The sequence below is a fragment of the Hominimerdicola alba genome (assembly GCF_900109655.1).
Classification (GTDB): domain Bacteria; phylum Bacillota; class Clostridia; order Oscillospirales; family Ruminococcaceae; genus Hominimerdicola; species Hominimerdicola alba_B.
Map to the genome: position 1 here is coordinate 19,360 of NZ_FOAT01000023.1, position 19,619 is coordinate 38,978.

Genomic DNA, 19,619 nt, shown 5'->3' on the forward strand with positions numbered 1-19,619 from the left:
TTATAGCATGATTTTAACATTATTTCAAGGGGTCGGGAGCACATACAAAGAATTTTACGGCTATTTAATATTTTTGCATACAGTTATGCCATTCAGAGAAAAAGATAAGATGATCCCACGAAAAGACCCGACAGTTTTTGTGAATGTCGGGTCTTGTGAGTGTTTAATATAATGATATCAGTCAAATCTTTCGTCGATAACGCGGGCGGTCTTCTTCATGCTTCTGGGAAGAACACCTATCTCAACTACCTTGACTATGGGAGTGAAGCCTATCTTGCTCTTTACACGCTCAGCGATATGCTTTGCAAGCTCGGCAAAATCAACGCTTCCGTTAGTTTCAACATAGATACGCATGGTATCCTTGCCGTCAAGATGAGAGATACGAATCTGGTACTCGCTGGATATCTCATCGAATTCAGCAAGCACTTCCTCTATCTGGCTGGGGAACACGTTAACGCCCTTGATCTTCATCATATCATCGGTTCTGCCCCTGATAGTATCTATGCGGGGATATTTTCTTCCGCAGGGACACTCGCCGGGAATGATACGGGAGAGGTCATGGGTTCTGTAACGGATAAGAGGTGCGCCCTCTTTAACGAGAGTGGTTATGACGATCTCGCCCCACTCGCCGTCGGGAACATTCTCGCCTGTCTTGGGGTCGATTATTTCGAGGTAGAGATAATCGTCCCAGATGTGCATACCTGTGTTGTGCTCGCAGTTTATGCCGATACCTGGGCCGTATATCTCGGTAAGACCGTAGATATCATAAAGCTCGATGCCCAGTTCGTTGGAGATGCGCTCACGCATTTTATCCGACCATCTCTCGGAACCGATAACGCCCTTTTTAAGATGTATCTTATCCTTGATACCGCGCTTCTGGATCTCTTCTGCAAGAAGAAGTGCATAGGAAGAAGTGGAGCAGAGTACGGTAGTTTCAAGTGCCTGCATCATTTCAAGCTGTTTCTCGGTATTTCCGGGACCCATAGGAACTGCCATGGCGCCCAGCTTTTCACAGCCGTTCTGGAAACCGATACCTGCTGTCCACAGACCGTAGCCGGGAGTTATCTGAATCCTGTCCTTATTGGTGATGCCTGCTACCTCATAGCAGCGCTTGAACATTTCGCCCCAGTCGTCAACGTCCTTGGCGGTATAGGGGATAATTACGGGAGTACCTGTTGTTCCCGATGAGGAATGTATACGAACTATCTCCTCTTCGGGGGCTGTCATAAGACCCAGAGGGTAAGCATCGCGGAGATCTTTCTTTTCGGAGAAAGGGAGCTTTGCGAATTCTTCGGGAGTGTGTACTTCGGTTATGCCTGCTTCTTCCAGCTTTTTGCCGTAGAAGCTGTTTGATGCTATCAGCGCACGTATACGGTCATTGACCTGTGCCAGCTGAGTTTCTGTTATCTGCATTTGTTTTTCCTCCTTATGGAAGTATTTTCAACTTTATAATTATAGCACATATCACCAAAAAAGTAAAGATGCAGAGAGGGATATTTTATTACAATATGTCCGATCAATATTCAGTTGTCAAGCTGCCGAGTCCGTACAGTATAACACGCCGTCCTTTGTACCGTAGTTACAGCGGGCGGCTGCCTGCCATCGTGCGCACGGACTTTTTATATAAACGCTCATTCACAGCACGCTCTGTGCAGTAAACTTGCGGGATCTTCTTTCTACCATCAGCGTAAAATGCTGCAAGAGTTGTACGTTTTTGTACAACTCTTGCAGAAATATGTCCGAGTTAAATTTAAAATCATTTGTTTGCACAGAGGGTGGGGTGTTAGTTTGGGGAGTTTGACGGTTTTATGTGGGGACTGCGGTGGACGTTTCGCCCCTGACGGGTCGAGCCATCGGATAACAGCGACTGCGTCGGTTTGGATAAAGATAAAGGGTAAAGGTCGACGATAAACTCCTTTATTATCGCAGGATCAATTTCATCGGTGTATTCTCCTTTTTATGATATATGAACCAAAAAGAGCCTTCGGAAAGGCTCTAAAAAAGTTTAGTCTGATATCAGAAAAATTATCAAAAATACTAAGCGCTGTCTTTGACTTTTATTCTTATACCTGATTCAGCTATTTTGTTTTTTACATTTTCACTGATATTGCAGTCGATAAAGGTCATTTCTTTCAGATTTGAAGGAAGTGATGAAATATCTATTTTATCACCTATTGTAAAACTATAAGCAGAAAATTCTTCCAATGACTCTAATTCATCGAAATAATTTTCAGGAAGTTCCGGCTTATCATCACCGCAATTAGGGAAAAAACTGTTACTGTATATTATCAGTTTTTGCACCGAGGACAGGTGGGTTGTGATTTTGAGATCTTCATCATTATATACTGCACATTCCAACACTTTAAGTTTCGACATCTCAGCTATTGGAGAAAGGTCAAAGTCAGGAAAATATGCTTCAAGATACAACTCTTCTAAATTGTCCATTTTAGTAAGTGGATACAGATCATAAAATTTTTCATCAGTGCCATAAATCTGTATTCTTTTTATTTTATTGCATTTGCTGATATCCCTGATATTATCATCAGTAATGTGACACGAATAGAACGAAAGGGATTCTAACTCTGGCATTTTATCCGATATATTCTCTGTACAAATTTCGGTAAAGTCGCAGTCAAAAATCACCAATTCTTTCAGTGATCTGACTTCAGGAAATTTTGAAATATCAATGGTATGATCTTCGTTTATATTTACATTTAACACTTCAAGATTCTCGAGTTTCTCAAGAAAATCATATCTATCCTGTGATTCTACCTCAAGCCTCGTAAGTTTTTTCATTCTGCCTAGACCAAACGAGGAATATATCCTAGTATCAAGTTCGCCGTTATCATCCAGCAATTCTCTACAGTCAGTAGAATAAAGTTTCCAGCCCGATGAAGTGCGTAACAGCGTTTTATCTTTGAAAAACCATACACCTGTACACGAAATAACAGCTATAATACAGATTAGAATTATTTTTTTCATACATATAAGCCCCATAAATAATCATTAGGATAGAATAGGCAGTTCAAAACAACTCCGCGCACAAACTATTGCACACCAATGACAAACTGCAATTCGCATCTATCCTGCGGACTGCGGCTGTCAGGATATCGTAAAGTTCTGCGCCTGCGGAGAGTGTAAGCTTTCGGGAGAGCGCTTCGGCGGCGCGGGTATCACAGCCTATGACCTCGCCATTTGTAAGAAGTGCGCAGGAATCGCGGACTATCTCGGAGAAGAGATACACGCCCTCACGTAGCAGGGCTTTTTTGCCGTCTGCGGCGGCTAGAGCTTTCAGCACGCCGTACTCACTGCCCTCGGAATAGGCGGCGGCTAGGTTTTTCGCAAGAGCCACGGAATTATAGTACTGCTCCTTTTCCATGTAGGCACGGCATCTTCCGATATTGCCTTTGCCCGCTTCAAGGGCTTCGCGTATCTCGGTGATATCGCGGTCGGGGTAATTCGCCTGCAAATACTCGCCGCTTTCCTGCATCGTCACAGGGGCGGTTGCAAGGCTTACGCATCGGGAGATTATCGTTGAAAGAAAAGTCTCCCTGCTGCGGGCTGTTAGTATCAGCGCGGTATGGTCGGGGGGCTCTTCTATCAGTTTCAGCAGGATATTCTGCACCTGCACAGTGGTCTGCACCGAGAGGTCGAGGTCGGGTATGACATAGACCTTTATCTCGCCCTCATTGGGGGCAACAGGGGCATCTGCCACGATGGTATCACGGATATCCTCAACATAATAGTTTCCCTTATCGTTGGGCTGTGCGAAGATGAGGTCGGGGTGGACGCCTTTTTCGATAAGCCGACAGCTCCGGCAGGTGCCGCAGGGCTCGCCTGTATGGGCTTCACACATCAGCTGTGCGGCGATATACTTCGCTATCTCCTTTTTGCCGAGCCCCTTTTCGCCGTGGATTATCATGGAATGTGGTTCACGCCCTGCGCTGACCATGCGTGCAGTCTGTTTCAGCAGGGTCTGATTGCCGTATATCTTCATCTGTTATACCTGTTCAAAACGCTCGATATCGGTGACGAAGATTGTCGCGCCGCCGATGGCAACTTCAACAGGCACGGACTTTTCGTTGATGGGTTCGGTAACAACAGAAGATGGCACGAACTGCTTGCGCTTGCGGGAATGTTCTTTCAAAACTTCTATCACCATATCCACCTGTGCATCTTCACAGCATATCATGAATGTTGTATTTCCCGCCATGAGAAAGCCGCCTGTGGAAGACAGCTTTGTGGCGCGTATGCCTGCCTTTTGCAGACCTTTATTTACAGCGTAGGTGTCATCATTATTAACTATCGCATATACAAGTTTCATCGGAGTACCTCCTAATTTTTCCGCCGTGCTTTGGGCGGATATTATACTATTATATTATTATATCATTTTAAACCCGAAAAGTAAAGAGCGTTTTACCTTAAAACGCTTATATCGGATATGCCGTATCTTTTGAGGATGGAGATTATCTCGGGGGTTATCTCCTCACCGCTGACGGCTATGGGTACCGAGGGCTGACAGCTTGTGACCGTCATGCCGCATATCCTGCCTGCGGCTTCCTCTGCGGGGATCACCTGCTGGAGTGCAAATGCGGCTTGGCGTATAGGCAGACGTACCACTGCTTCGGGTATGCCGTCAAATTCTAAGTCTGTACCCTTGGTAACAGGTATCTCCGACATGGCAGATTCAAGGCGGACGAAGTCTTCCTCGGTATTGAAAGGCGAGGTCATCAGCACCACGAGGTCGGGGTCGGTATACTCGGGCTCAATTTTATTTTGACGCAGGATATCTCCCAGAGAATCGCCGCTTATGCCGCCTTCAGCCGAAGCTATGGTCAGCTTGCATTTTTCATCCCCGATGGTGCGCCAGCCCATATCATTAAGGCGGCGCTTGCAGAGTTCGGTGCGCCCTGCTGTTTTGGCGAGGGCGGCGGGATAATCCCCTGCAAGATATTCTGAGCAAAGATCAAGGCTTTGCATGATGAGGTAAGACGGGCTTGTGGAAGCAAAAAGCGACATCATCAGCTTGGAACACTCCACAAATCCTGCGGGGGCGGATCTTGAAATATGCAGCATGGCACCGCCTGTGTAGCAGGGCAAAGTCTTGTGGGCGGAATCACAGCACATATCTGCACCGAGGGTGATGGGGTGGGTGTCATGGTCGAGGAATTTTAGGTAAGCGCCGTGGGCGTTATCGACTATCAAAGGTACACCGTGAGTTCGGCAAAGGGAGGATATGGCGGGGATATCCGCGATAAAGCCTAAGTAATCAGGCGAGGTGATATAGACCGCATCGGGGTTGCGCGGGCATGAATCTATGGCGGCTGAGATATCATCGGCGGTTACAGCCGATGAGCAGAGCGAACGGCTCTTGACCGCGGGATAGACCCATTTTACGTCGATATCCAGCAGTATGCAGGCATTGATGAACGCCTTGTGGACGTTGCGGGGGGCTATCACCAGCATACGGTGCTGTCTGTCGGCGCGGCAGTGGTCGGCGATGGCGAGCATGGACTTTATGCAAAGGCTTGAACCCTCGGTGGAATAAAGGGTCTTCGCCGTGCCGTAAAGCTTGGCGGTGCGGTTTTCGCTCTCGGCGATTATGCCCTCGGCACCGAAGAGGTAATCGGCGCCGCGTATCTCGGTGAGGTCGAGGGGTTCAAGCCCGTGGAGCGGCTTGCCCTTATGACCCGGCATATGAAAGCGTGAAACGCCGCTTTCAGCGTAGTTTTTGGCAAATTCGTATATGGGTGCAGACATGGCTTTGTCCTTTCATAAAAAAGTGTGATTTTCGATTTTGGCGGAACGGTCGTAAAACGGTCATAGCAAGATTGGAAGATTATTCCTGAAACACAGATATCCCGTGATGTAAATAAATGGATATCTCTGCAAAACTGCTTGTCAGGGGCAACACGCGGACTGGCATACCTTATATATAAAAAACGCCGTTCAAAAAAGCGTACAGCCTGCCCGACCAAAAAACAGTACCGCCAAACAAGGCTGACCGCAAATTCGGATAGGCTGAAAAGGCGGGTGGGTCAAAAAACGGATAGTCAGGCAGAGGTGTGCTAACGCGGGTGTTTTAACAGACACCTCAGTTTTTTGAAAAAAGTCTGCTCATGGCAGCACGTCCTGCGTTGCCGACTATTCTTTTTCTTCCGCGGTTTATCGTCCGCGACACGGTAGACTTGTCAACACCGAATTTTTCGGCTATTTCATTGACAGTCAGTCTATCTTTATAGTATAATATTATATAACATTTTTGCTTTTTCGTCAAATTGTTTTCAAGCATTTTATAGAGTGCTTTTGTATACTCGCGGCGGGCTTGGTTATCGTCTTTTTTATCTTCTTTAAACATTTCTTCCTCAAAGCCGTCACCCGTTGGCAGGTATTCTGTACCGATATCATATGAGAGTCTTTTTTTGGTCAAGATAGCTGAAACCTCCTGTATTTCCTTTGAAATCAATTTGTAACCAAATTGTAAATTTTCAAGTTCGAATATTTGTTCCTATTTTTAGTATACCATATATTGTGGTCAAAGTCAATAGTGAACGCAATTTTAAAAAAATTTAGTCAAATTGAGTGAAAAATATCGGACTGTTTGTGCAATTTGTGCTTGATTTTTGTTGAAAGGTGTGCTATAATAGGTCTTGCAATAACGGTTCGGGGAATTTTATCGGACATATAAGATATATAAAATTCATAACAAATGTCTGAACAAATATCGTGGACTGTGAAAACTTCGTGAGGGTGTTGTGTAAGCCCATGCGGAGATCGGGTATTGTGTAAGCCCGAATGCACCTATCATTATGGGTCGTTTATGCTCTGTTTGGTTACAAATAGATTACAAAAGTTACAATTTAAACAAAGTATAGCGGCAAAGGAGCAGTGTAAAGATTTATGGAGAAAAAAAAGCTTGACAGAATATCTGAGCTGACAGCCATTTCCAGACAAAGGGAGCTGACCGCTGAGGAGAAATCCGAACGCGAGGCACTGAGGATGGAATACAGGCGCAGTGTAACAGCGAATTTCACTGATACGCTGGAGCATACTGTGATAAAGGAGCCCGACGGTTCCATGGTCAAGGTAAAGGATATGAAGCGTGGCGGGGAGGATAAATAAAGTGGCAGTACAGTCAAGACAGAAGCAGAAGCTTCTTACGATGAAAAAGCTGTTCGAGGCTAAGACAGACGAGAATCATTCATTTACGGGCGCCAAGCTCATCGAGATACTCGGTGATATCGGCATCAAGGCAGAGCGCAAGACCATCTATGATGATATCAAGACGCTCTGTGACAGCGGAATGGACATCGTGACCGTCAAGGACGGACATTCCAACGCTTACTACCTGGGCGAAAGAACCTTCCAGCAGGAAGAGCTTTTCGTGCTGGCTGACGCGATCGCTTCCAGCAGATTTCTTACAAAGAAGAAGTCGCAGGAGCTTATCAAGAAGCTGCAGTCGCTTACAAGCGAATACAAGGGCAAGCAGCTGCGCAGACAGATACACGTTGATAACCGCGCGAAAAACTTCAACGAGCAGATATACTACTCCGTAAACAAGATACAGGAGGGTATTTTCGAGGAGAAGGAAATACGTTTCAGGTACACCGAATTCAACCCCGACAAAAAGCAGATACTCAAGCACGGCGGAGATTTCTACAATGTATCCCCTTATTCGCTGGTGTGGGAGAACGAGAACTACTACCTCGTTTGCTGGTGCAACAAGCACGAGAAGATCTGCCGTTACAGAGTTGACAGAATGATAAACGTCGATGTGACCGAAGAAAATGCCAGAAAACTCACTGACGATGAGAGAGCTGAAGTAGGCAATATGCAGTCGCTTTACGGTATGTTCGGCGGCAAGCTGGAAAGCGTTACCATGCAGTTCGATAATTCTCTGGCTAATGTCGTTATCGACAAATTCGGCATGAACTGTCACCCCCACAGAAATTCCGACACCACTTTCTGCCTTACAGCAGATGTTCAGATCGCGCCTACTTTCTGGGGCTGGTTCTTCCAGTTCGGCAAGAAGGCTAAGATCCTTGCGCCCGATAACGTTATCGAGCAGGCTAAGGAATATCTGGAGGAGATATCCGAAAGCTACAAGTAAGCTTTCATGGCGCAGTATCCTCTGTGCCTGATGAAAATTGGAGAGAGCGGGGCAACACCCGCAATTGCGAGAAAGAGATCATATGATAAGCAAATGAGCCTCCCGTCGTAAGGTCAAGCCTTGCGGGAGGCTCAGCTGTTTGTTGCCCACCGCTGTAAACGATGATTTATCCTACATACTGCAGGACTTATTGAGGAAGACCCTTTTGAAAAAGGGGCCAGCATAACTTCGTGATGCTTAGGAACAACCTTTCTTCAGAAAGGTTTTCCCCAGCGAATCCCGCAATACGTATGGTAAATTATCGTTTACAGCGGCAGGCGTCAAAACTCAGTTAGCAATGGAAAGGAAGATTTTTTAATGATAGTGATATTTGCGACTATAATTGCTATTTTAGTGGTGTGTATGCTTCTGTTTACAGGTCTGGGGCTTGTAGTGGCGCTGATAGGCGGATTATTTCTGGGCATATCCGTTACAGTCATCAAGCTTTTCATTCTGCCGAGATTTGAGGAGCGAGACAGGCTTCGACTGGCTAACGACAACATACGAATAACTCCCGAGCGACTGGAAGTTCGTTATGACGGCTACAAGAAAGGGTATGTTATCGACTGCTTTTATACTTCACCCGAAACAGGGAGAAAGTTCGTGTTCAGCACTCCGCCCTTTGCATCTGACCCTACGCCTTACCTTTTTGATGCGAAGATATCGGTGATAGCTAACCGTGTAGACTATTCAAACTATTATGTAGACATGAATGGTCTGGAAAATATTGTTAAGTAATATGAGGACAATGGGATGAAAGGATTCAGACAACTCAGTTTAATGCTTGCGGTACTGCTTTTATTCACACTGATGATGGCTGTTACCGCAGTACTGTTCAAGGGCGTAAAAGCAGGCAAGATAAGTGCAGGCGTTCTGGCGGACGCAGTGATGATACTGATCATAGCAGTGGCAGCAGGGCTGTTATTCGCAGTTATAAGGCTTTTCAGGCGGCATAAAGCCCATATGAAGCAGGCAAGTTCGGCGGATATACTTGCCGAAATAATGGCTATGAAAGACGATAGTGATCAAAAAGACAAGGAGGACTGACTTATGTGTGATATCTCTGAAAGACTGGAAAAGGCGAAGGAATACGTCTGCGGACGTGCGGGCATAGTGCCCGAGGTCGGCATCGTTCTTGGTTCGGGACTTGGAGATTTCGCGGAGAGAGCGGAGATAGTTTCCGAGATACCCTATGAGGATATCCCGGGTTTTCCACGTTCCACCGTTGAGGGGCACAAGGGTCGCTTCGTCTTCGGAAAGATAGGCAATACCCCCGTGGTGATAATGCAGGGTCGTGTGCATTACTACGAGGGTTATCCCATGGAAGACGTCATCATGCCCGCAAGGATAATGGGGCTTCTGGGGATAAAAACTCTTCTGCTGACAAATGCGGCGGGTGGCGTGAACAAGGGCTTCAAGGCGGGCGACCTTATGCTTATAAGAGATCACATCTCCTGCTTTGTACCAAATCCGCTGATAGGTAAAAATCTCTCCGAACTGGGAACAAGGTTCCCTGATATGAGCGAGGTATACGACCGTGAACTAAGCAGTAAGATAAAAGCCTGCGCCGAAAACCTTGGGACTGAGCTGAAAGAGGGCGTTTACTGTCAGCTGACGGGACCATCATATGAAACTCCCGCGGAGATAAAAATGCTCTCGGCGCTGGGTGCTGACGCTGTTGGAATGTCAACGGCAGTGGAAGCTATCGCGGCTCGGCATATGGGTGTGCGTGTATGCGGAATATCTCTTATTACCAACATGGCGGCAGGCATTTCGGAAGTGCCCCTCTCTCACCAGGAAGTCAAGGAAGCCGCAGACAAGGCGGCTGAAAAATTCGGGGCTCTGGTGGAAAATTTTGTTACAAAGCTCTCGGAATGATTCTACCTAATGCACATTCGCGGCGCTGTACTGAACGGTTTAGCTGTGCAGTTTGTCAGTGAGGTCCTTTCAGCCTGAAAACTTCGTGCAAAAGCTTTGTGCATCGATAACTTAACACACAATAATATCCGCGTCCCTTTAGTGTATTGTGCAGCAAAGGGGTGCGGATATTTCTTGTTTTCGGGAATTTGCATTTATCCCATCGATATGGTATGATATTTTCAGCAAAGGAGTGATGAATATGACAGCAACAAATGCTGCACAAAGCAAAAGAACTGACAGGGAGAAAGTGTTATATCTGACGCTGGCGGGTGTCTTCGCGGCGATGATATATCTGCTGACTGCCTTTGTAAAAGTCCCTACGGGGGCGGGATATACTCACGCAGGGGACAGCGCTGTATTTCTGGCGGCTTGTCTTCTTCCTGCGCCTTACGCGGCTGCTGCTGCGGCGATAGGAGCGGGTCTGGCTGACGGTCTCAGCGGATTCGTGGTATGGCTGCCTGCTACACTGGTGATAAAGGCACTGGCAGCGCTTTGCTTTACTTCTAAAAAGGAGACTATCATCAACAGGAGAAATCTTCTGGCGCTGCTGCCCGCACTTGTTCTCTGCGCTGTGGGTTACAGCCTGTATCAGGCAATTTTCATGTTGGGCGGGATATCCAAGACCGCTTTCGCAACGGCATTCGCACAGGTACCTGCATACTGCGTACAGACAGCCATCGGTGCGGCTATCTACATAACAGTAGGTATTGCACTTGACAAAATGAAGTTCAAACAGCACCTCACACACAAAGCCGCACGATAACGGCACAAACGTGACACGGTATACTAATAAAAGCGCAGTATTATTCGTACTGCGCTTTCTTTATTAATATGGCCCTTACCCTGCTGTACCGTCAGAGTTTTTTTACAACTTTGATCGGCGGATCGACATAGGCGGCAAAGTTATCGGCGTCTGAGGGTTTGCCTACTATGCTTCCGTAGTGTATCGGGACAGCTATTTCCGGTTTTATCTGATTTACAAGTTCAGCTGCCTGTTTTGCACCGATGGTAAATGTTCCTCCGATGGGAACGCAGATGATATCGCAGTTAACTTCTTTAGCCTCTGGGGTCGCATCAGTATCACCGCATACATAGATACGATTGCCCTCTACGGTGACCACATAACCCAGCCAGCCGCTTTTCTTCGGGTGGAATGGCTTTATCATATTATATGCCGCAACTGCATCTATGGGGATACCCAGTACCTCGGCACTGTAGCCCGCGTGCATGAAAGTTACGCTCTCCTCGCTTATCTTAGCTTTAGAAAATGCCTTTGCCATGGTATAGGGTGCAACGAAGCGCGTATCGCTGTTGGCGCACTTTTCAATATCATCGGGAGAAAAGTGGTCATAGTGATCGTGGGTGATGAAAATGATATCCGCATCGTGATCTGCCTTGTTAATGTGGAACGGATCGAAATAGATCACTTTATCAGCGCCGATACGTATACTGCTGTGTTCGTTGACGGTCAGCTTATCTATCATCAGTAACTCTCCTTTCGTTACAAAAAGGACCTCTTCCGCTTATGCGAAAGAGGTCCTTAAACTCAACATTATGACTTAATTACATCTCGCGATAATCGATCATACCGTATGTAGCTTCGCCTCTAACGTTAGTCATTTCCTTAAGTGCAGAAACTACGGAAGTATCTGCGGGACCGCTTCTTCTGATGACAGCGATCTTGTACTTAGGATAGATAGCACCCTGATTCTCGATCTTCTCGGGAACCATCAGCTGTCTGAATGCTGTATTGACATCATTCATTACCTGATCGGGAGCGGGCTGACCACCCTCGGATGGGATCATAACAACGAATTCGTCGGAACCTGTACGGTATACGTTCCTGCCGGGGAATACTTCGGTAAGAGTCTCAACAGTTCTTACAAGCAGACGGTCGCCTGCGTCGTTACCGAATCTGGTGTTGATCTCACTGAATCCGAGGATATTGAACATCATGAAGTAGCAAGGCTTCTGTGCACTTACGTCGGAATTTTCCATATCCATAGCGAAGGATACACGGTTGTTTGCGTTCGTCAGCACGTCCTTGAACATCGCGGTGTTCAGCGACTGTCTTGTCTGAGAGTTCTTTGCGATGGTGGATACCAGCTTCTGGTTGATCTTTTCCTGTCTCTTATTGATGAAGAAGAATACTACTGTCAGAGCAACGAGGATCGCACTGAAAACAATAAGGAACATTCTCATACCGTTTGTCAGAGCGTAAACATCCTTCTGCTCTGCGGAAACGAGGAACAGCCAGTTATACTTCGGTATGTATACATAAGATGAAACATATTCGTTGCCATTTACCTTATATGTCACCAGACCCTCATCTTCTTTGTTGTTGTTACCATATTCTTCACAAAGACTCTTCAGCTCGGGAACTTCAACTTCTTTATTTATCTTCTCCGAATCAGGAACGAAAAGATAAGTTGAATCGATTGAGTGAAGCATAAGGTAATTTGCATCCTTAAGTTCGGAATTGCCATACTTTTGCTTGTTCTTTTCGTTATTCATGTCCTTGTTTGCGCCGGAGATATCATTCAGAGTCGCTATCAGACCATCTGTTCTGATACCCAGACCTACCAGACCGATAGCCTTTCCGTTCTCATTATAGATAGCCTTGTACATCGAAACGATCTGCTGACCTGTTGCCGGCGACGGGATGATACCTGCGTTGTAAACACCGGTTCCTTTAGCTAACAGTTGATTCTGAAGTTCCTCAAGTTTTGCAGAATCTTTTCTGGTCTGCATACCTATCGATTCCTGTGAATGGCTGTGTGTAAGTACAATGGTATCCCATGTACCCATCCATAAACCTTCACACGAAGGGATCGATCCGCCGAATTCCTGAGTGAATTTCTGCGCGATTTTCGTAAGTTCTTCAACGCTCATATCCTTAACGTCACTGGTAAGTTCATCGCTGCTTTGGCCGTTAGCTTCATCATAAACTTTGTTCATGAGGTCTGTGACCTGTCTCGCCCTGGAATAGTCCGACAGCTGACGTTCCAACAGTTCAATGTAGTTCAATACCACCTGAGAACGTTCTTCAGTCGTCATAGCCATATGCGACTCAGCATTCTCTTTAGTTCGTTTGCTTACGGTATTAGTAATGAAAATTGTCAACGCAAGCATGATAGCGAGCTGGATAAGAAGTACCAGGTTAAGTGATATTTTGAACTTTTTCTTCTCTTTCTTCTTTGATTTTGCCATATTCTAACTACCCTTTCTCTTCTCGGGTACACGAAGACCCGATTAATAATTCAGTCTTTATATTATCCGGATGTCTACTAACCAAACAGTCCGAACAGACCTTTCTTCTTTTTGCCGACGCCGAGTTCTTCAAGGAATTCAGCATCCTCTTCGTCATCGTTCTCCGTTCCGCTCATGAGACTGCTGACACGGTTTTTCAGCAGGTCATTCTTGGCTGTGCCGCCGTTGCCGCCTTCATACTGTGATGAGGTCATAGATCTCAGCGGTGAGGACGGTACCGGTGCTGCCGAGCCGAACTGCACCGACTGTACAAACTGTCCTGACATATATCCTGACTGTACAGGTGCTGCAGCGGGCATACCGTTTGGCATTCCGCTGAATGCGCTGTTTGACTGATATGCACCTCCCATGCCGAGCATCTCCGGCAGTGTTATCACTCTGTCAGGCATTATCACACGAGCCATAGAATTTTCAGGGCTCATGGACAGTATGTAGTTCACACATCCTGTACAGGGAAGCATCGGGCTGCGGTTGATGGTATCTATCAGCACCATCGAATCTACCGCGACTTCATTGCCGTAAGTCTGCATATTACGCATTGCCTCGATCTCTGCATGGACACTCATCGGAGCTCCGTTCATCATTTCCATACGACTTACTCCGTTATATACCCTGCCTGTACGTGAGCAGATGACACATATAGTTTCATCGGGAGTGATATACTCTCCGCTTTGAGCGCGAGCATTCGCGACCTCCAGCGCAATGTTGTAAATGGCTTCAAACGTCATATATTCAAACCACCTTTCATCTCGTCTGTCTGTTACTTCCGAAAACAGGAACAGACCTTTCGTGTGTATTTATTGTATACCTTGACCAACAAAATGTCAATAGTCTGTGCACTTAATTGAGAAATTAAAGAAAAACTTCGTATGATTGCACAAATTTAACCCACTACTGCAAGTAAATATGACAATACAGCATCCCTACAAGGGCAATACTTTTTTGTGTAATATGCTTTATAATTTAAGTTAATTTTAAACGTTTGATAGTTCAATCTAACAGTTTATTAAAGATTTTCGCAGTAGTCGTAAACAACAATAGTCACGTATTGTCATAATGCACAATTTTGTTTAAACTGTTTAATTTTTTAAGATAGAAAAAACACTTTATAGTGCCGTTATTGCGGGAGTATGATCTATCTTTCAGAACTGCCTCAAGACAAGGTGTTTTTTCCCATTTTTAACCATTTAATCGAGTTTTTAATGAATAAAGCAACGAGCAAACTTCATTTCACATTATTATCAAATCAAAAAATAAGAAAAGACCGTCCGGTAAAAATACCCTGACGATCCTTACATTGGTGTAGGTGAAGCTGTATCCTTTTCTTTCTCCTGCGGAATAGTTTTTTGTATTTTTCGCCGCTTTTTCCATTTAACTTAATTATAGCACATTTTTTCAGTTCTGCTCATTTTTGTCGTGAAATGCATTCATTTGGTCGCGAATTGCATTCCGGCAGGAATGTCGCGATATTCAGGAATAAAACGCTTGAACAGCCACAACAGCGACAATATCAAGATAAAGATATTGAAAACGAGGTACGGCAAACTGATCAGCGCGTAGCCGTTAACATCACGAACGCTGAAAAATCCGAAAAAGTTGAATTTCGTAAAATCAAGTGTAACAAAAAGGTTATGCAGGAAATGCGCGATGATAGTGTAAAGAACGTTTTCGGTATAATGGAAGCATATGGCTAATGCGATCGTACCTGAGAAGACATTGAGCATCCCCTGCATATTGTAAAAGCAGTGGCACAGTGCGAATGCGAATGTCGGGAATATAAGCGAGAACCATTTGCTGCCTGTGCGCTTGCTTATTCCCTGTGAACACTGTCGGAACATGAGTTCCTCGAATATGGGGGATATCACGAGAACGGACAAAAGGTCTGAACTGTTTTCATTTGCACCAACAGAGCTGAATCGAGAGGCTATCAATCCATAAATATATGATGCCACTGTGCACAGCGACCAGCTCATCAGAAATATCATCAGTGGGACAGTAATATCAAAACTCCGTATCTTTTCACGGAGATCTAATTTTTCGCCTGTTTCTTTGCAGAAAAACAACACACCTGCTATTCCTGCGACAACTATTCCGATCCAAGAAAGTTGTTCAGCACCCACCGCTATCAATACCGTTCCCACAAGCAGCATGATCACGACAACGGCAACGGTAAATATCACAGCTTCTTTTTTGGATATCTTTTTTTCCATATCATTGACCTTTCTTTGAAATCCCGGGACGAATATCACACATTGATGCTAAGTATCATTTCCAGCCTGAACAAACCGTTTTCGCAGGAAAGGCGCGTCATGCCGCCGTATTTTTCAACAGTCTTACGTATATTCCTCACTCCATAGCCGTGGAGCTGTTTATCCGCCTTTGAAGTAAGGTGAACTCCATTCTGCATCAGCTTCTCACAGTCTACGCCGTCTGGCGAACTATTTGTCAGGGTTATAAGACGCTGATGTGCTGTCTTGCGTATCTCAAGGCGAATAAAGCGTTCTGTGTCCGTTTCGGTACGCATACAAGCTTCTATAGCGTTATCCAGGGCATTGGCGAACACGGTGCAGATATCTATAGCTTTCCAGCCCATACCGCCGTCTGCTACACCCTCGATGGTAAAGTCTATGCCCTCCTCTGACATCTTTGCCATTTTTGAAGCTATGAGAGAATCCAGCATCTCATCACCTGTTACTATATTCGGGGACAGTGCAGACACGTCGGTGTGCATATCTTCAATGAACTGCTTGGCTTCATCAAATTTGCCCTCATTCATCAGCATAGCGACCACGCTGAGGTTATTGCGGACATCGTGGCGGAAAGCGCTGGTCTCCTCCTGGGCTTCCTTGAACTGCTTTGAGGCGACGAGTTCGGCTTCGAGAAAGGAGCGATGCTGTTCACTAAGTTTGTTGAAGTAATCGGTCTGGCGGTTGCGGAGTATCAGCAGGGGCAGAAGAATGGCTATGGCTATGCATACAAGAGATAGCATAACCCTTACCGAGCGGTATTCTGCCGTGAGTGTGGTCTTATCCTTTTCAAAGGTAACATAGGCTGTCTCAACTGCTATCATGTAGATACAGTAGAGAGTGACGTATATCTTATCCGCCAGCCTGAAAGGCATGGTACGTCCGCGTCTGATGTACTGTCTTGTAAGGTAGAGTACGATTATCAGCATCAAGAATACGGCGAGAATATTTGTAAAATTGAATCTGCTGACAAGCTTTTCATCACTGCTGATATTCAGCAAGCCCTCAAGACCTGCGCAGTAGGTACATATCTGTGCGAGTATGAAGGTGTTCATAACGCACAGCGCCAAAGCAATGACTGTTTTCAAACCAAGCCTGATCTTTCTGCCTTTGCTGCCACAGGCGCCAAGCACGGCGGCGAACAGTAATATCACAACCGCGAAGAACGACCATCTGAATAAGCACGACAGCACCTCCATCAGCAGGCTGCCCGCTGAATATATAAGTAACTTTTTGCGGTTTATAACCATTGAATCATCGTAGAAGCAGTGGATTATCAGTGTGCCCGCTGTAAATGAGAGTACCGCCACCAGAAAATCTGTGAATAGTGAGACCATTGAAGCAATGTCGATCTGGCCCATAAGAGCCCCTCCTTTATTTAAAAGCTTTACCAAATAATTATAACGCATTTTTTAACAATTGTAAAGATGCAGGACATAAGAACCCTCCGTAACCACCCGACATTCTTTCCTGCGCCATGACAAAAATGTTAAGATCGTTAAATCAAAGCATATTTTTGCAAAAATACATATACTTATAAATCCAATAACGCCTTGACGAAAAACGTCGAAAAATCGAGTTTTCGATTTATAGTCTTCTGAATTCGTTCGATTTTTTGTACTCCCCCGCTGTACGCTAAAATGTACCGAAAATTCTGTAATAAATATGTAATTGACAAATCGCAGACAAAGTTTTATAATAAATTTATAATAATTATTATAAATTTAAAACAGCCCTCCGGGGTTGAAATAAAAGATGTATCGAAAGGAGAGAAAAAGTATGAGTAAGATCAAGGTCGTGACAATAGGCAGACTGTACTGTTCGGGCGGAAGTTCCATAGGAAAGAAAGTTGCGGAAAAGCTGGGTATCCCATGCTACGACAGAGAGATAGTCGAAATGGCAGCTGAAAAAAGCGGTATATCAATGGCAGAAATCAAGAAGTTTGAGGAGAGCGTTCTCAATCCCATGAAAAAGCCGATAAATATATTCGGCAATTCAGTGGATATATGTGAAAAGATCTTTGCGGCTGAAACAGAGGTCGTTTATGAACTGGTTGAGAAAGGTCCCTGCGTTATCGTTGGCAGATGCGCGGATTTCATACTGAAAAACAAGGTCAAGACCCTGGATGTTTTCATATATTCCTCTCTTGACAAGCGTATGCAGACAGCTATGAGCGAACCTCACAATATCCCTGCGGACGAGGTGGAGACACGCCTGAAAAAGTACGACAAGAAGCGCGGAGATTACTACAACTCAAATACCAATAAAAAGTGGGGCACAAAGTTCAGCTATGATCTTTGTCTGGACAGCGGCGCGCTGGGTTATGATATGTGCGCTGACATAATCGCCCACACAGTGGAGGCATCTAGTTAAAAATGGCAAAGGACAAGGACGTTAAGACCAATGCGATGAGGATACTGGACAGGAACAAGGTGGCATACAAGGTGAACACCTATGAATGCGAGGAGTTCATTGACGGGGTACACATCGCGGATATGCTGGGTCAGCCCCATGACAGCACTTTCAAAACGCTGGTGGCTCAGGGAAAAAGCGGCGGGTATTATGTTTTCGCGATACCGATAGACGAGGAGCTGGATATGAAAAAGGCTGCAAAGTCCGTGGGCGAAAAATCCGTGGAGCTGATACACGTGAAGGATATCAACAAGGTGACAGGCTATATCCGAGGCGGCTGCACGCCCCTTGGCATGAAAAAGCAGTATCCCACCGTTGTTGACAGCTCGGCTGAAAATTTCAGCGAGATAATCATAAGCGGCGGCAGGCTGGGCTCGCAGATATTCCTTGACCCGAAAGACCTTGTAAAGGTCACTGGCGGAAAGTTTGAGAGCATCATCTTTGAACAGGTCTGACGTTGAAAACAATTGAATATAGTGCGGGGGACAGCTGTACTTTTCAGTATGCTGTCCCCGAGTCAATCCCAAATTCTGTGTAAACGAAAAATAGTGCAATAAAAGAGTATATGATGAGACCGATTGTGAAAGCAGTCGGTCTTATCAGCATATTAGCACATGATTATATGATTGTCAAGATAAAAGTATTATTCGGGTATCCTGTCACCGTAATAGATCACAAGCTGAGCATAGATACTGCTCCAGTCCTGACGACGCCCCGTCCACTTTTTCGTGATGTCCTTCATAGCCAGATACAGCATCTTGAAAAGGCTGTCATCTGTAGGAAATACGGATTTTGTTTTGGTCACTTTCCTAAGCTGACGGTTGAATCCTTCGATTGCATTGGTGGTATAGATCAGCTTCCGAAGCTCCTGCGGGAACTTGAAATATGTGCTGAGATTAGGCCAGTTTTCGTACCATGACTTTGAAATCTTGGGATATTTGCTGTCCCAGACAGCGGCAAATTCGTCCAGAGCAGCTTCTTCAGTGGCGGCAGTATAGACCTTTTTCAGGTCGGTCATAAGCGCCTTGATATCCTTGTAGGAGACATATTTGCTTGAATTCCTGAGCTGATGAATGATACAGTTCTGGATATCAGTTTTCGGAAATACAGCCTCTATCGCCTGAGAAAAACCTGTCAGGTTATCAGTGCAGGCGATAAGGATATCCTCAACACCTCTGTTTCGCAGACTGTTCAGAACGCCAGCCCAGAACTTTGCACTTTCATTTTCACCGACCCACATACCCAGGACATCCTTCCTGCCGTCCATATTAACGCCTATCGCTATGTAGACAGCCTTTTTGATGATCTGTCCCTCACTGCGAACGTGGTAGTGGATAGCATCAAGAAATACGACTGCATAGATGCTTTCAAGTGGTCTTTGCTGCCATTCCTTGGCTGCGGGAAGCACTTTATCGGTTATGCGGCTGACAGTAGTATCGGATATCTCAAGACCGTAAATGTCACGAATATGATCCTCAATATCAGACGTTGACATACCTTTGGCGTACATTGAGATGATCTTGTTCTCCATATCCTGAGATATGCTTGTCTGATTCTTGGGCAGTATCTTAGGCTCGAATTCGCCGTTTCTGTCACGAGGAACTTCAATATCAACCTTACCC

General features: G+C 45.5%; 20 protein-coding genes. 8 read left to right on the top strand and 12 right to left on the bottom strand.

Annotated features, from left to right (window positions below):
• Positions 1–177: 177 nt before the first annotated feature.
• From BMY75_RS16055 to BMY75_RS16080, 6 genes are all read right to left on the bottom strand, one after another.
• Positions 178–1,413: a phenylacetate--CoA ligase family protein gene (locus BMY75_RS16055; protein WP_074835897.1), complete on the bottom strand. Its 1,236-nt coding sequence runs from the start codon at positions 1,411–1,413 to the stop codon at positions 178–180.
• 624 nt (positions 1,414–2,037) lie between these two features.
• Positions 2,038–2,982: a leucine-rich repeat domain-containing protein gene (locus tag BMY75_RS16060; protein ID WP_074835900.1), complete on the bottom strand. Its 945-nt coding sequence runs from the start codon at positions 2,980–2,982 to the stop codon at positions 2,038–2,040.
• A gap of 43 nt (positions 2,983–3,025) precedes the next feature.
• Entirely contained in the window at positions 3,026–3,997 is a 972-nt protein-coding gene (locus tag BMY75_RS16065; protein WP_074835902.1) for a DNA polymerase III subunit, read from the bottom strand.
• A 3-nt stretch (positions 3,998–4,000) separates the two neighbouring features.
• On the bottom strand, positions 4,001–4,324 hold the full coding sequence (locus tag BMY75_RS16070; protein WP_074835905.1) for a cyclic-di-AMP receptor: 324 nt from the start codon (positions 4,322–4,324) through the stop codon (positions 4,001–4,003).
• 92 nt (positions 4,325–4,416) lie between these two features.
• Entirely contained in the window at positions 4,417–5,760 is a 1,344-nt protein-coding gene (locus tag BMY75_RS16075; RefSeq protein WP_074835908.1) for an aminotransferase class I/II-fold pyridoxal phosphate-dependent enzyme, read from the bottom strand.
• A gap of 334 nt (positions 5,761–6,094) precedes the next feature.
• Positions 6,095–6,430, bottom strand: coding sequence for an RNA polymerase sigma factor (locus tag BMY75_RS16080; RefSeq protein ID WP_074835910.1), 336 nt, complete (start codon positions 6,428–6,430; stop codon positions 6,095–6,097).
• A 470-nt stretch (positions 6,431–6,900) separates the two neighbouring features.
• On the opposite strand from BMY75_RS16080, the gene BMY75_RS16085 reads away from it, so the two are divergent.
• The 6 genes from BMY75_RS16085 to BMY75_RS16110 all read left to right on the top strand — a co-directional run bounded on the left by BMY75_RS16085 (position 6,901) and on the right by BMY75_RS16110 (position 10,832).
• Positions 6,901–7,122 (top strand): DUF896 domain-containing protein, encoded by a 222-nt coding sequence (locus BMY75_RS16085; protein WP_074835913.1) that lies wholly within the window; start codon positions 6,901–6,903, stop codon positions 7,120–7,122.
• Between the two features lies 1 nt (position 7,123).
• On the top strand, positions 7,124–8,110 hold the full coding sequence (locus BMY75_RS16090; RefSeq protein WP_074835915.1) for a helix-turn-helix transcriptional regulator: 987 nt from the start codon (positions 7,124–7,126) through the stop codon (positions 8,108–8,110).
• Between the two features lie 357 nt (positions 8,111–8,467).
• Positions 8,468–8,887, top strand: a complete 420-nt coding sequence (locus BMY75_RS16095; RefSeq protein WP_074835918.1) for a hypothetical protein — start codon at positions 8,468–8,470, stop codon at positions 8,885–8,887.
• Between the two features lie 15 nt (positions 8,888–8,902).
• The gene (locus BMY75_RS16100; RefSeq protein ID WP_074835920.1) at positions 8,903–9,196 is read left to right on the top strand and encodes a hypothetical protein; all 294 of its coding nucleotides are present in this window, start codon (positions 8,903–8,905) and stop codon (positions 9,194–9,196) included.
• Between the two features lie 3 nt (positions 9,197–9,199).
• On the top strand, positions 9,200–10,027 hold the full coding sequence (locus tag BMY75_RS16105; RefSeq protein WP_074835923.1) for a purine-nucleoside phosphorylase: 828 nt from the start codon (positions 9,200–9,202) through the stop codon (positions 10,025–10,027).
• 241 nt (positions 10,028–10,268) lie between these two features.
• Positions 10,269–10,832 (top strand): TIGR04002 family protein, encoded by a 564-nt coding sequence (locus BMY75_RS16110; protein ID WP_074835925.1) that lies wholly within the window; start codon positions 10,269–10,271, stop codon positions 10,830–10,832.
• A gap of 91 nt (positions 10,833–10,923) precedes the next feature.
• On the opposite strand, the gene BMY75_RS16115 is transcribed toward BMY75_RS16110, so the two are convergent.
• The 5 genes from BMY75_RS16115 to BMY75_RS16135 form a co-directional block, all read right to left on the bottom strand.
• Positions 10,924–11,553 (bottom strand): MBL fold metallo-hydrolase, encoded by a 630-nt coding sequence (locus BMY75_RS16115; protein ID WP_074835928.1) that lies wholly within the window; start codon positions 11,551–11,553, stop codon positions 10,924–10,926.
• 79 nt (positions 11,554–11,632) lie between these two features.
• Positions 11,633–13,279: a sensor domain-containing diguanylate cyclase gene (locus BMY75_RS16120; protein ID WP_074835931.1), complete on the bottom strand. Its 1,647-nt coding sequence runs from the start codon at positions 13,277–13,279 to the stop codon at positions 11,633–11,635.
• Positions 13,280–13,356: 77 nt separating this feature from the next.
• On the bottom strand, positions 13,357–14,067 hold the full coding sequence (locus tag BMY75_RS16125) for a hypothetical protein (protein ID WP_074835933.1): 711 nt from the start codon (positions 14,065–14,067) through the stop codon (positions 13,357–13,359).
• A 699-nt stretch (positions 14,068–14,766) separates the two neighbouring features.
• The gene (locus tag BMY75_RS16130; RefSeq protein WP_074835936.1) at positions 14,767–15,549 is read right to left on the bottom strand and encodes a CPBP family intramembrane glutamic endopeptidase; all 783 of its coding nucleotides are present in this window, start codon (positions 15,547–15,549) and stop codon (positions 14,767–14,769) included.
• A gap of 35 nt (positions 15,550–15,584) precedes the next feature.
• Positions 15,585–16,946, bottom strand: a complete 1,362-nt coding sequence (locus tag BMY75_RS16135) for a sensor histidine kinase (protein WP_074835939.1) — start codon at positions 16,944–16,946, stop codon at positions 15,585–15,587.
• A gap of 418 nt (positions 16,947–17,364) precedes the next feature.
• Between BMY75_RS16135 and BMY75_RS16140 the strand changes: the two genes are divergently transcribed.
• Both BMY75_RS16140 and ybaK read left to right on the top strand, forming a co-directional pair.
• A complete protein-coding gene (locus BMY75_RS16140) occupies positions 17,365–17,958 on the top strand; it encodes a cytidylate kinase-like family protein (RefSeq protein ID WP_074835942.1) in 594 nt (197 codons plus the stop codon).
• A gap of 2 nt (positions 17,959–17,960) precedes the next feature.
• A complete protein-coding gene (ybaK, locus tag BMY75_RS16145; RefSeq protein ID WP_074835945.1) occupies positions 17,961–18,452 on the top strand; it encodes a Cys-tRNA(Pro) deacylase in 492 nt (163 codons plus the stop codon).
• A gap of 188 nt (positions 18,453–18,640) precedes the next feature.
• On the opposite strand, the gene BMY75_RS16150 is transcribed toward ybaK, so the two are convergent.
• A partial coding sequence (locus BMY75_RS16150; RefSeq protein ID WP_074835948.1) for an IS256 family transposase occupies positions 18,641–19,619 on the bottom strand: 979 nt, incomplete at its 5' end.